General features: G+C 60.2%; 11 protein-coding genes. 1 reads left to right on the forward strand and 10 read right to left on the reverse strand.

Annotated features, from left to right (window positions below; translation table 11 throughout):
- Positions 1 to 86: 86 nt before the first annotated feature.
- From AKL25_RS05410 to argH, 7 genes are all read right to left on the reverse strand, one after another.
- Positions 87 to 1583 (reverse strand): cryptochrome/photolyase family protein, encoded by a 1497-nt coding sequence (locus tag AKL25_RS05410; protein WP_050476644.1) that lies wholly within the window; start codon positions 1581 to 1583, stop codon positions 87 to 89.
- A gap of 108 nt (positions 1584 to 1691) precedes the next feature.
- A complete protein-coding gene (locus AKL25_RS05415; RefSeq protein ID WP_050476645.1) occupies positions 1692 to 2417 on the reverse strand; it encodes an ABC transporter ATP-binding protein in 726 nt (241 codons plus the stop codon).
- A 2-nt stretch (positions 2418 to 2419) separates the two neighbouring features.
- Positions 2420 to 3181, reverse strand: coding sequence for an ABC transporter ATP-binding protein (locus AKL25_RS05420; RefSeq protein WP_050476646.1), 762 nt, complete (start codon positions 3179 to 3181; stop codon positions 2420 to 2422).
- The gene (locus AKL25_RS05425; protein ID WP_050476647.1) at positions 3181 to 4071 is read right to left on the reverse strand and encodes a branched-chain amino acid ABC transporter permease; all 891 of its coding nucleotides are present in this window, start codon (positions 4069 to 4071) and stop codon (positions 3181 to 3183) included. The genes AKL25_RS05420 and AKL25_RS05425 overlap by 1 nt, the downstream gene beginning before the upstream one ends.
- Before the next feature lie 4 nt (positions 4072 to 4075).
- A complete protein-coding gene (locus AKL25_RS05430; RefSeq protein WP_050476648.1) occupies positions 4076 to 4957 on the reverse strand; it encodes a branched-chain amino acid ABC transporter permease in 882 nt (293 codons plus the stop codon).
- Between the two features lie 242 nt (positions 4958 to 5199).
- Positions 5200 to 6366, reverse strand: a complete 1167-nt coding sequence (locus tag AKL25_RS05435; protein WP_050476649.1) for an ABC transporter substrate-binding protein — start codon at positions 6364 to 6366, stop codon at positions 5200 to 5202.
- 420 nt (positions 6367 to 6786) lie between these two features.
- Complete coding sequence (argH, locus tag AKL25_RS05440) at positions 6787 to 8178, reverse strand: argininosuccinate lyase (RefSeq protein ID WP_050476650.1); 1392 nt, start codon at positions 8176 to 8178, stop codon at positions 6787 to 6789.
- 341 nt (positions 8179 to 8519) lie between these two features.
- Here argH and AKL25_RS05445 point away from each other — a divergent pair, with 341 nt between their 5' ends.
- On the forward strand, positions 8520 to 9347 hold the full coding sequence (locus AKL25_RS05445) for an HDOD domain-containing protein (RefSeq protein WP_050476651.1): 828 nt from the start codon (positions 8520 to 8522) through the stop codon (positions 9345 to 9347).
- Between the two features lie 92 nt (positions 9348 to 9439).
- On the opposite strand, the gene AKL25_RS05450 is transcribed toward AKL25_RS05445, so the two are convergent.
- The 3 genes from AKL25_RS05450 to AKL25_RS05465 form a co-directional block, all read right to left on the reverse strand.
- A complete protein-coding gene (locus AKL25_RS05450) occupies positions 9440 to 9928 on the reverse strand; it encodes a GNAT family N-acetyltransferase (RefSeq protein WP_050476652.1) in 489 nt (162 codons plus the stop codon).
- A gap of 258 nt (positions 9929 to 10186) precedes the next feature.
- Positions 10187 to 11122, reverse strand: coding sequence for a dienelactone hydrolase family protein (locus AKL25_RS05460; RefSeq protein ID WP_050476654.1), 936 nt, complete (start codon positions 11120 to 11122; stop codon positions 10187 to 10189).
- Positions 11123 to 11180: 58 nt separating this feature from the next.
- The gene (locus tag AKL25_RS05465; protein ID WP_050476655.1) at positions 11181 to 12122 is read right to left on the reverse strand and encodes a DMT family transporter; all 942 of its coding nucleotides are present in this window, start codon (positions 12120 to 12122) and stop codon (positions 11181 to 11183) included.
- Positions 12123 to 12200: the final 78 nt, after the last annotated feature.

Here is a 12200-nt window from a genome sequence, read left to right on the forward strand (position 1 = left end):
CACGGTCGTCCGAAGAAAGAAAAGATTCAATAACAGATAAAGTCGGTCGGAACAAAACACCAAAGCCGTTGCGAACAACCAAAGCTTCAGTCCTCATCCCCCAAATCCTTCTTCACCACCGCATACCTCAACAAGGTCCTCTTCCGCGCCTCAGCATGATCCACCATAGGCTTTGGATAATCCTTCCCCAACTTCACCCCCGCAGCCTTCAACAAGTCAGCAGGACACAGCCAGGGCGCATGAATATGTTTGTCCGGCACCCCCGCCAGCTGCGGCAGATAGCGCCGGATAAACTTGCCGTCGACGTCAAACCTCTCCGACTGCGTAATCGGATTGAAGATGCGGAAGTAAGGTTGCGCATCGCATCCCGAAGACGAGGCCCACTGCCATCCGCCGTTGTTGGCCGACAGATCGAAGTCATTCAGAAAATCAGCAAAGTACTTCTCGCCCCAGCGCCAGTCGATGCCCAGATCCTTGGTCAGGAAACTCGCCACCACCATGCGCAGGCGATTGTGCATGTAGCCGGTCTGGTTCAGTTGCAGCATGGCGGCATCGACTAGCGGATAACCGGTGCGGCCCTCGCACCACTTCGCAAACAGGTCGCGCGCGTGCTTGCCGCCTTCCCACTGGATCGCGTCGTAATCGGCCTTGAAGGAACGCTCCACCACGCGCGGATAGTGAAACAGGATCATGAAATAGAAATCGCGCCAGACCAGTTCGGACAGCCACACCGGCGCACCGCGACGGCCCTCGCCGATGCGCATGGCGTCGACCGCAGCGCGCGCCAGCGTGCGGATGGAGATGGTGCCGAAGCGCAGATGCACCGACAGATACGACGGCCCTTTGACTGCCGGGAAGTCGCGCGTGTCGCCGTATTTTCCCAGCCGCGGCAGGAAGTCTTCCAGCAATTGCGCCGCGCCGGACATGCCGGTCGGGATGCGCAGGTCTTTCAGATTGGTGGGCAGGAATCCGAGGTCTTTCAGCGTAGGCAGAGCCTTGTGATGTTTCTTTGACGGCGGGGCGAGCTGTGCGAAATAGGCATCCACTGGATAAGGCTTGAGATAGAAGTCGCCGCCGGGGCCGGACAGCTTGTTCATCCACGCGTTCTTGTACGGCGTGAAGACGGAGAAGGGGCGGCCGGCCAGCGACAGTACTTCGTCCTTTTCAAAGATCACCTGATCTTTGTAGCTCAGCAATTGGCGGCCGTCTTTCTCCAATTGTTTTTTGACGGCGGCATCGCGCTTGATCGCTTGCGGTTCGTAGTCGTGATTGGCGAAGACGGCATCGACGCCAAGCTCCGCCGCCAGCGCCGGGATGTCTTGCTGCGCCGACGCATGGCGCACGATCAGCGCGCCGCCCGCCTCACGCAAGGCGGCATCGAGTTCGGCAATGCAGGCCATGATGAACTCGATGCGGCGATCGGCTTGCAGGCCGTCGGCGAGCAGAGCGTCGAGAATGTCGCGGTCGTAGACGAAGACGCAATGCACCTGTTTGCTTTGCTTGAGCGCGTAGTACAAGGCGGCGTGATCGCTGATGCGCAGGTCGCGGCGGAACCAGACGAGGGAAGAGTTGAAAGTCGGCATGGAGGAGTTGATGAAAGCAATTACGTCGGATGGTAAAGCATTCGGGCGGTACAAACAAAAACAGCGACCGTCGGGTCGCTGTTTTTGTTTGCCGAAAACCGGAAGCGATCAGCCGCCCAGATAGGCTTCGACCACTTTCGGATTGTGCAACAGGTTGGCGCCGCTGTCTTCCAGCACGATCTTGCCGGTTTCGAGCACGTAGCCGCGTTGCGCGATGCGCAGCGCCTGGCGCACGTTTTGTTCGACCAGCAGGACCGTCATGCCGGTCTTGTTGATCTCTTGCACGATGCGGAAGATTTCCTGGATGATCAGCGGGGCCAGGCCCATCGACGGTTCGTCCAGCAGCAAGACCTTGGGCTTGGCCATCAGCGCGCGGCCGATGGCGAGCATTTGCTGTTCGCCGCCGGAGAGGTTGCCGGCCAGGCCCTTGGCGCGGTTCTTCAGGACCGGAAACAGAGAGTAAACCCATTCCAGGTCGCCGGCGATGGCGGGCTTGTCCTTGCGCGTGTAGGCGCCCAGTGCAAGGTTTTCTTCGACGGTCAGCGTGGTCAGCGTGGCGCGGCCTTCGGCCACTTGCACCACGCCGCTGCCGACGATGCGGTGCGGCGACTGCTGCGTGATGTCGGCGCCGTTGAACAGCACTTTGCCGCGCGACGCCTTGACCAGGCCGGAAATTGCCAGCAAGGAGGTGCTCTTGCCGGCGCCGTTTGCGCCGACCAGCGCGGTGATTTCGCCTTCGTTCAGGGTCAGGCTGATGCCTTTGACGGCTTCAATGTGGCCGTAGGAAACCGCCAGGTCCTGGACTTGCAGAATGACGTTGGGGACTTGGCTCATGGTTACGCTTCTTCCTTGCCGAGGTAGGCCTCGATCACTTCCTGATTGTTCTTGATCTCATCCGGTGTGCCTTCGGCGATGATCTTGCCGAAGTTGAGCACGGCGACGCGGTCGCACAGGCCCATCACGAAACGCATGTCGTGCTCGATCATGAAGATCGAGAAACCGCGCTGCTTGATGTTGATGATTTCGGCCATGAGCTCGGTCTTTTCGGCCGGATTCATGCCGGCCACCGGTTCGTCCAGCAGCAGCAGCTTGGGCTTGGTCGCCAGCGCGCGGGCGAATTCCAGCTTGCGCTGTTCGCCGTAGGAGAGGCTGTCGGCGAGCATCTCGGCCTTGTGATCCAGGCGCACCCAGGACAGCAGCTCCAGCGCGCGTTCGCGGGCTTCCTTTTCGATCTTGCGGAACGAGCCGAGGTTCAGCAGCAGGCCGCCGAAGCCGTAGTCGAGGTGATCGTGCATGCCGACCACGACGTTTTCCAGCAGGGTCATTTCCTTGAACACGCGGATGTTCTGGAAGGTGCGGGCGATGCCGCGCTCGGTGATCTTGTGCGGGGCGACGTTGCCGATGTCCTGGCCGTCGAACACGATGTTGCCGGAGGAGGCGCGCAGCAGGCCGGTGATCAGGTTGAACACGGTGGTCTTGCCGGCGCCGTTGGGGCCGATCAGACCGAAGATGCCGCCTTCCGGCACATGGAACTGGACGCCTTGCAGGACCTGCAAACCGCCGAAGTTTTTACTGATCTGGTTGAATTGTAAAAGCATCAGTTCACCTTCTTGCTTGCAGAGTTAGTAGCATTACGGCGTTGCATGAACGCGCGAATGCGACGCGGATCCCAGATACCCTTCGGCAGATACAGCACGACGAGGATCAGGATCAGGCCGTTGGCGGCCAGGCGGAAGTCCTTGAAATGGCGCAGCACTTCGGGCAGCAGCGACAGGATGGTCGAGCCTATCATCGGGCCGATCAGGTTGCTGGTGCCGCCGAACACGGCCATGGTCAGGATGTCCACGGCGTTTTCAAAACCGTAGTTGTTGGGGCCGATGGTGAAGGTGTAGTGCGCATTCAAGGCGCCGGCCACACCCGCGATCGCAGCGCCGATGACGAAGGCCAAAAGCTTGTAGCCGGCCACGTTGACGCCCATCAGGCGGGCCGCGACTTCGTCTTCCTTGATCGCTTCAAAGGCGCGGCCGATCTTGGAGCGGCGCACGCGGGCCAGGAAGTACACGGTCACGCCCAGCAGCAAGACGATGTGCCACCACTCGGTCACCGGCGGCACGCCGTTGAGACCCATCGGACCGCCGGTGATGTCCATGTTCAGCACCACCACGCGCACCACTTCGCCGAAGCCCAGCGTCGCCATCGCGAGGTAGACGCCGGACAGGCGCAGCGTCGGGATGCCGATCACCAGCGCCACCAGCGCCGGCAGGGCGCCGCCGGCCGCGAGCGCAACCGGGAAGGGCAGACCTGCCTGCATGGTAATCAGGGAGGCGACGTAAGCGCCGATCCCCATGAACGCTGCGTTGGCCAGCGACAGCAGGCCGCACGACAGCGTGACGTAGATTGACAGGGCCAGCATGGCGTTGACGCCGACGCTGAAGATGACGGTGTTATACGTCGCCCAGAATCCATCCCACCATTCCATCATGTTCATGGGATTAAGCCTTTCTTTCCAGCACTTTGCCGAACATGCCGGAAGGCTTGACCAACAAAATCAAAAACAGGAGACCGAACGCTACCGCATCGCGGAAGTCGCTCGAAATGTAGGCTACCGTCAGCACCTCGGCAAAGCCGAGGAACAAGCCGCCGATCATGGCGCCGCGGATGTCGCCCATGCCGCCCAGGATGATGACGGCGATGCCCTTGTGCAGCATCGGCTGGCCCATGAAGGGCGAGATCGCGTTAAACGACAGGCCGACCAGCACGCCCGCTGCGCCACCCAGGGCTGCTGCTGCAAACGAGGTCAGGTAGAACAGGCCTTCGACGTTGATGCCCAGCAGGTAAGCGGCTTTCGGCGACTCGGCAATGGCGCGCAGCGCGCGGCCCAGTTGCGTGCGGCGCATCACGGCCAGCAGCACGATCATCAGCACGAAGGCGATGACCACGATGCCGACCTGCACGGCGGTGACGTGCAGGTTGCCGATGGTGACGCTGTCTTCCGGAATGGTGCCGACCGGGAAGCGCTTGTTCTCGGCGCCGAACAGGCCTTGCGCGAGATTGGTCAGCATGATCGCGACGCCGATGGTGGCGATCATGGGAATCAAATGGGGGGCATTGCGCTTGCGCAGCGGTTTCAGCACCAGGAAGTCGACGATGAGGCCGATCAGTCCGGTGGCGACCATTGCCGCCAGCATGGCCAGCCAGAGCGGCAGCGCCAGTTGTTCGACCAGCAGCAGGGCGGCATAGCTGCCCAGCATGAAGATCGCGCCGTGCGACAGGTTGATGACGCCGAGCACGCCGAACACCAGCGTGAATCCAAGCGCAAAGAGCGCATAGACGCTGCCTAGCGAAAGGGCATTGATAAGTTGTTGTTCTAACATAGGACCTGCGAATAGAGTAGTGACGAATGGTGAGGAGCGCCGGTCTCATCCGTCAGTCATGCATGAACATGCACGCGCTGGCAGGCTGGCGATGTATCCCTCGTTACATCAGAAAAGCGGCTTTTGGCTAGCCTGTTCTTTTTCGCGATTGGGTAAAACTGGTGACACTAACCGGGCAGTGGGAACAAAAAGACTCCGGTAAAAAATACCGGAGTCTTTGCGTTCGTTCTTCCTGCCGGAAATTACTTCAGCAGAGTGAACTTGCCGCCCTTGGCGATGCTGACGACAGCTTCCTGTTGTGCATCGAAGCCGACTTGCTTGCCGGCGACGGCAGGCGCAGCGCGGAAGGCGAACTTGCCGGTGGCGCCGTCGATCTTGACTGCAGGCAGGGCCAGACGCAGAGCGTCACGATCCTTGTCCAGTGCGCCGGACAGCTTGACGTTCTTGAGCGCTTCGGCAACCACGTGCAGCGCATCGTAGGCCTGGGCGGAGAACTGGTCAGGGTCGGATCCGAACTTGGCCTTGTACGCAGCGATGAACGCCTTGTTGGCCGGTGTCAGGTTTTCCGACGACCATGGGCTGCCCATCAGCGTGTTGTCGCCGGCATCCTTGGCGATTTCAAACAGCTTCGGCGAGTTCAGGCCGTTGCCGCCGATGAACGGTTGCTTCATGCCCAGCGTGCGGGTTTGCAGGATGATGTTGGCAGCTTCTTCGGCCAGGCAGGAGCAGACGATGGCGTCAGGGTTGCCGGCCTTGATCTTGGTCAGCTGCGCCTTGAAGTCGACGTCGCCCTTGGCATAAGCCTCGGTTGTCGTGACCGGGATCTTTTGCTGTTCCAGCGTGGCCTTGAAGACGTCGTAGCCGGACTTGGTGAACGCATCGTCGTTACCGTAGATCACGGCGACCTTCTTGATGCCGAAATGCTTGACGGCAGCCTTGACGGTCACTGGCAGCACGTCGGCTTCCATGACGGAGTTGCGGAACGTGAACGGGCCCATGGCGGTGATGCCGTCGGCAGTGTTGCTGGTGCCGAAAGCGACGACCTTGGCGGCGTTGGCGATCGGGTCAGCAGCGAAAGCGGAATTGGACAGGGTCGGGCCGAAGACCATCAGCACCTTGTCCTGGAAAATCAGTTTCTTGAAGACGTTGATGGCTTCTTCTTTCTTGCCTTGTTCGTCTTCTGCAATCAGGACCAGTTTGTTGCCGTTGACGCCGCCCTTGGCGTTGACTTCGTCGGCAGCCAAGGTGAAGCCGTTCTTGATGGCGACGCCGTATTTGGCGGCAGGGCCGGTCAGTGCTGCGGCGAGGCCGAGCTTGACGTCGGCAGCCAGTGCTGCATTTGCCAGGGTTGCACCGATCATCAGCGCAGGCAAGGTCTTTAAAGCGGTTTTAAGCATGTTGAATCGCATCGAGTTCTCTCCTTAGTTAGATATTCTTATAGAGGATGACGCGAAATATGAACCGGAGGTAACCGGTGCAGGAAATCTTGGGTGGGATCTCCCTATTTTGCTCCATCCTCTTTAGGCCGTCGTGCGGCCTTTGGGATACAACCGGTCAAGAATACCGTAAACCGGTTTAAACACACTGCTGCACTGCAACCTGATAAGTCGTTTTGCAACCGTCTGCTGACTTCGCCGAGGCGAAGGTGACACTGATGACAGATTTGATGCTGGCCTGTATTGCTACCGGCCGGTCCAACTGATTACCTCGCACTGCTACTTTTGGTACAGACTCAGTACAGCGGCATCCGGGTCGCGTTGGCAGTTCGGATGCCGCTGGTATTTCCTTATTGCTTTATTCCTTGCAGCGCATTGTTGCAACTGCGCTCTTTACAGCGACTTGCGCACTTCCGCGATCGCCAGGCGCACCTGGTTCGGGGCGGTGCCGCCGATGTGGTCGCGGGCGGCGACGGAGCCTTCCAGCGTCAGGACGCCGAAGATGTCGTTCTCGATCAATGGCGAATAGACGCGCAGTTCGTCCAGCGTCAGGTCCGACAGGTCGCAGTTGCGGTCGACGCAGGTGCGCACGGCGTGAGCGACGGCTTCGTGGGCATCGCGGAAGGGCAGGCCCTTCTTGACCAGATAGTCGGCCAGGTCGGTGGCGGTGGCGTAGCCCTGCAACGCGGCGGCGCGCATGGCTTCCGGCTTGACGGTGATGCCGCGCGCCATGTCGGCGAAAATGCGCAGCGTGTCGGTCAGCGTGTCGACGGTGTCGAACAGCGGTTCCTTGTCTTCCTGGTTGTCCTTGTTGTAGGCCAGCGGCTGGCCTTTCATCAGGGTCAGCAGGGCGATCAGGTGGCCGTTGACGCGGCCGGTCTTGCCGCGCGCCAGTTCGGGCACGTCCGGATTTTTCTTTTGCGGCATGATCGACGAACCGGTGCAGAAGCGGTCGGCGATGTCGATGAAGCCGACGCGCGGGCTCATCCAGATCACCAGTTCTTCGGACATGCGCGAAATGTGGGTCATCACCAGCGCGGCGGCGGCGCAGAATTCGATGGCGAAGTCGCGGTCGGAAACCGCGTCCAGCGAATTGCGGCAGACGTCGTCGAAGCCTAGCGTCTTGGCCACGCGCAGGCGGTCGATCGGGAAGGTCGTGCCGGCCAGTGCGGCGGCGCCCAGCGGCAGGCGGTTGACGCGCTTGCGGGCGTCTGCCATGCGCTCGGCGTCGCGGCCGAACATTTCAACGTAAGCCAGCACGTGGTGGCCGAAAGTGATCGGCTGCGCCACTTGCATATGGGTGAAACCCGGCAGGATGGTGTCGGCGTGCTGTTCGGCCAGATCCACCAAGGCGGCGCGCAGGTCGCGCAGCAGGCCGCTGATGTCGTCGATGGCGGCGCGCATGTACAGGCGGATGTCGGTGGCGACCTGGTCGTTGCGCGAGCGGCCGGTGTGCAGACGCTTGCCGGCGTCGCCGACCAGTTCGGTCAGGCGCTTTTCAATGTTCAGGTGGACGTCTTCGAGGTCGAGCAGCCATTCGAACTGGCCGCCGTCGATTTCACCCTTGATCTGGGTCATGCCGCGCTGGATATCGGCGTAATCCTGCGCGCTGATGATCTGCTGGTGCGCCAGCATTTCAGCGTGGGCAAGCGAGCCTTGAATGTCGAACTGCGCCAGGCGCTTGTCGAAAAAGACAGAAGCGGTGTAACGTTTCACCAGATCGGAAACGGGTTCGGAAAAGCGAGCCGACCAGGCTTCGCCTTTTTTCGATAATTGAGCGGTCATAGTGGGGGTCCCGGAGAATACGCGATTATAGCAAGCAGATGACATTTGAGCCACGCCACGGCGCGCCCGGACATGCATCGGCATGGCGCGGATCGTGACGGGACGCAAATTGGCGGCAAGTCCGGTGCAAGTCAATAGGGAATTTTCTGCGTGGCGCCGATGCAGGCATGATGGCAACATCGAGGCAATTTCAGTGGGGAGTGGCATAAAAAACATTGCACTCTTGCCAAATCTTGAAGATACTCAAATTGCTGTTTTGTAAATCCAACTAATTCGATTTTGTTGGGTCTGTTAACCAGAAGCCTGACAGGCTCACGTGGTCTCATCCGGGGAGAGGTCTCATGAATTTTGAAGCACTGTTTCAGCAACAAGCAGCATTGCCCAGCATTCCCAAGGTCGTACAGGAAGTCATCGAGAGCTTCAACAACGACAATGTGTCGATCGAAGACATCGCCAAGAAACTGAGCGCCGACCAGGTCCTCAGCGCCAAGCTGCTGCGCCTGGCGAACTCTTCCTACTATCACGTCTCGCGCAGCATCGGCACCGTCGACGACGCCGTGCTGATGCTGGGTTTCATGACCGTGCGCACCCTGGTGGTCAGCACCGGCCTGACCGGCAGCTTCAAGTCCATGTCGGGCGTGGATCTCAAGCTGTTCTGGCGCTATAGCCTGCATACCGCAATCGTCGCCAAATGGCTGGCGAAGAAGCAGGGACTCAACTCCGACCTGGCCTTCACGGTCGGCCTGATGCATGCCATCGGCCAACTGGTGATGCATGCCGCCATGCCGGAGCAAACCTTGCAGATCGACAAGATCGCCAGCCCTATCGATGCGCGCCGCCTGGATGTGGAACACACTTCGTTCGGTTACGATTTTTCCGACGTCGGCGCCGAGTTGGCCAAGCGTTGGCGCTTCCCTGACGAATTCTCGGATGCCATCAAGGCCTTCCCGACACCGCTGGAAGTCGCGCCTTTCAACAAGATCGCCGCCGTTATCCACATCGCGGCATGGCGTGCCCGCGCGGAGGAGAATAAGTATTCCCGCGAGGAAATGGAATCGACTTTCCCGGACGATGTTGCCGCCAAACTGGGCGTGAAATCGACGGTGCTGCTGGATGACTTGCCGCCGCTGGCCGAGCTGGGCGCGGGGATGGAAGAGTTGATTTCCTGACCGGAAATTGCTCTTCGGAAATTTGCAGATGTTGTAGGATTGCGGCCGCCTTGTCGGCCGCAATTTTTTTGACGTCGCTGAATTGAAATCTCTCAGTCGGACGAAAGCGTGCGCACCATCGTGATCTCGCTGGCGAGGAATCCCGCCTTGCGATAAAGCGCCTGCGCCGCCTCGTTATGTGCAAACACATTCAGGCTCAGGCTGCTGAGGCCGCGCAGCCTGACTTCTTCCAGCAACAGTTCCAGCGCAGCGCTGGCAAAACCGCGCCGGCGATGTTCTGCATCGATCGTCAGGTCGTACAGGAAGGCCGAGGTCTCGCCGTCTTTCGTCACTTCTCCAAACCAGATCTCGCCGACGCTGGCGCCGCTTTCTTCTTCCTGCAACAGCATCAGGTAGTGGCCCGGCGTCGCCAGTCCCAGCGGCAACAAGGCTTGCAGGTTGGCGCGCGCCTGCGGCCGGCTGGTTTCCAGCGAGGGCAGGCCGGTCAGGCGGCACTGTTCGGCGTAGTCGGCCGACGAGGTTTCGACGAAGCGCTCGAAGTCGGTGGTCGTCATGGGAATCATCTTGAGCTGGTGCGGCATGGGTGTCCTTCCGGGAATTTTTCAAGCGAGCGCATTCGGCAGCGCTCAATAGCTGGATTGACACAATTGAGCGCGGTGAATTCCTGAGCTGCCCGGTTATTTGCTGTACGGCGGCGGGGGCTGCGTACCTGCGCATCGTTGATTTGCCGGATTCCCTGTCCATTGACGAAGGGTATGCTCACTTCGGCGGGGCGATAAAAAAGCGGATGGGGCTGGCGCCCCATCCGCTTTTTTCATGATGCCGACTCCGGCTCGGGCTTATTCCAGCTTGTCTTTCAGGAATTTCAGCATCTCGCGATAGGCTTCGGCGCGGGAATCGGGATTGCCGCCGCTGGTGACGCCTTCGCCGCGTTTGCCGACGCCGGGGATGTCCATGCGCACGTGCATGGGCAGGCCGGGCGCGTCGAAGTCATGGTAGGTGTCGGGATAGAGGCGCAAGGTGATGTCGGTGTCGCTGCCCGCGACTTTCTTTTCCAGCGATTCGCAGGCTTCCGGCGGCGTCCAGTCGTCGTTCTCGCCCATCAGGATCAACATCGGCGCAGCGGGCTTGTAGGGAGTGCGGCTGCCGGCGTAGGGCGTGCAGGTCGGGTAGAAGGCAACGGCGGCCTTGGGTTGGACCTTGCGCACGGCGACGTCGGTCTGCGCCAGATTCAGCGCTGCCAGGATGGTGGTGGCGCCGTGCGACCAGCCGACCATGCCCACGCGTGCGTAGTCGACGTCCTCTTGCGTGGCGAGCCAGCGCATGGCGATCTGTACATCGTAACGGCGATTGGCGCTGCTGGCTTCACGCTGGGCCAGGCTTTCCTGGCAGATCGAGCGGCGGCCGCGCGGCGTGAAGCTGTCCGGGAACAGCACGTTGTAGCCGGCATCGGTCAGTGCGCGCGCCATGGCGATGTGGCGTGGGGTGAATTCGATTTTTTCTTTATTCACGCTGCTGTAGAGGCCGCCGCAGCCGTGCATGGCGATGATGGTCGGCTTCTTGTCCGACTTGCCTTTGCCCTTGAACCAGAAACCGAACAAGGCCGTCGCTTTGCCGCCCGGCGTATCGACGCTGGTCAGGAACACGCGTTCGGTGCGCAACGGCGGCAGCGGCGCTGGTTTGGCGGCCGGCGCCGCTGCTGTTGCAACCGCAGCGAATTGTGCGCACAGCCCTGTCAGACAGAGCGATGCAATAGTTTTGCCCCAGATACGCATGGTGAACTTCCCCAAATATTAATGTGTGCAACCGTTGGCCGCCTGCAGGTGTTTGCCTTCAGACTGACGTCGGCTTGCTGTCGATTCTGTCCGGCGACGTTGTCGTCGCCTTTGCTTTCGTTGCGGCCGGCTTCAGCACCAGCAGCAACGCCGCCCCGATCAATACGCCTCCCGCAGCGTAGGCCCAGGACAATGGTTCATTCAGAAACAGCCAACCCCACAAGACACCGAACAGCGGTATCAAAAAAGTAACGGTTAACGACTTCACAGGTCCTATATCGGCAATTAATCGGAAAAATAAAATGTAGGCCAGCGCCGAACACACAAATCCCAATGCCAACAAAGCAAACCACGTACCAGCGCTGCCGTGAAACGGGGTGCCTGCTGTGCTTGCCGTAACGGCAAAAAACGGCAACAGCAACGTAACCGCTCCCAACTGGCTGCCAAACGCAAGCAGTTTGCTGTCCAGTCCGCCGCGATCGGTGATCCAGCGCCTGGTCAGAAATCCCGCCAGCCCGTAACAAGCGGTCGCCAGTAGGCAGGCCAGCGCACCGAAAACGGTCGCCGTATCGAAAACCACCGGCCCGGTTCTTGTCAGCACGGCAACGCCGGCCAGGCCGAGCAGTACGCCCGCCGCTTTGCGGCCGGTCAGTGTGTCACCGAAAAATAACGCCCCGATGACCACGCCCATCAGCGGCGTCATCGCATTCAGGATGGCCGAATAGCCGGCAGGCAGCACCTTGGCCGCCAGGCTGTACAGCACAAAAGGAATGCCGGAATTGATGGCGCCCAGCAGCATCGCCGCACGCAGTTTTCCCTGAAATCGATATTTTACGCGCAGTGCCGCCAGGATGAGCAGCAGGCCCAACGCACCGAACAACACCCGGAAGAACGCCGTGTTCAGGGCTCCCATTTCCGGCACCGCGATGCGCATGAACAGAAAGCTTGCGCCCCAGATGGCGGACAAGACGAACAGGCGGAGCAGGTCGGCGGGTTGCATGGGGATTCCGGCAGAAGAAAGATAAGGGCATCATTCTCTGGAACGAATGATGCCCGGACACTCCGAAATTTGCTATCG

Origin of the sequence: Herbaspirillum rhizosphaerae (genome assembly GCF_001189965.1) — a bacterium.
GTDB lineage: Bacteria > Pseudomonadota > Gammaproteobacteria > Burkholderiales > Burkholderiaceae_D > Herbaspirillum > Herbaspirillum rhizosphaerae.

Excerpts from the sequence above, each read along its gene's own strand:
- AKL25_RS05460 (WP_050476654.1), bottom strand. The coding sequence starts at position 11,122 with ATGCGTATCTGGGGCAAAACTATTGCATCGCTCTGTCTGACAGGGCTG.
- argH (WP_050476650.1), bottom strand. The coding sequence starts at position 8,178 with ATGACCGCTCAATTATCGAAAAAAGGCGAAGCCTGGTCGGCTCGCTTT.
- AKL25_RS05420 (WP_050476646.1), bottom strand. The coding sequence starts at position 3,181 with ATGCTTTTACAATTCAACCAGATCAGTAAAAACTTCGGCGGTTTGCAG.
- AKL25_RS05450 (WP_050476652.1), bottom strand. The coding sequence starts at position 9,928 with ATGCCGCACCAGCTCAAGATGATTCCCATGACGACCACCGACTTCGAG.
- AKL25_RS05465 (WP_050476655.1), bottom strand. The coding sequence starts at position 12,122 with ATGCAACCCGCCGACCTGCTCCGCCTGTTCGTCTTGTCCGCCATCTGG.
- AKL25_RS05435 (WP_050476649.1), bottom strand. The coding sequence starts at position 6,366 with ATGCGATTCAACATGCTTAAAACCGCTTTAAAGACCTTGCCTGCGCTG.
- AKL25_RS05425 (WP_050476647.1), bottom strand. The coding sequence starts at position 4,071 with ATGAACATGATGGAATGGTGGGATGGATTCTGGGCGACGTATAACACC.
- AKL25_RS05430 (WP_050476648.1), bottom strand. The coding sequence starts at position 4,957 with ATGTTAGAACAACAACTTATCAATGCCCTTTCGCTAGGCAGCGTCTAT.
- AKL25_RS05445 (WP_050476651.1), top strand. The coding sequence starts at position 8,520 with ATGAATTTTGAAGCACTGTTTCAGCAACAAGCAGCATTGCCCAGCATT.
- AKL25_RS05415 (WP_050476645.1), bottom strand. The coding sequence starts at position 2,417 with ATGAGCCAAGTCCCCAACGTCATTCTGCAAGTCCAGGACCTGGCGGTT.
- AKL25_RS05410 (WP_050476644.1), bottom strand. The coding sequence starts at position 1,583 with ATGCCGACTTTCAACTCTTCCCTCGTCTGGTTCCGCCGCGACCTGCGC.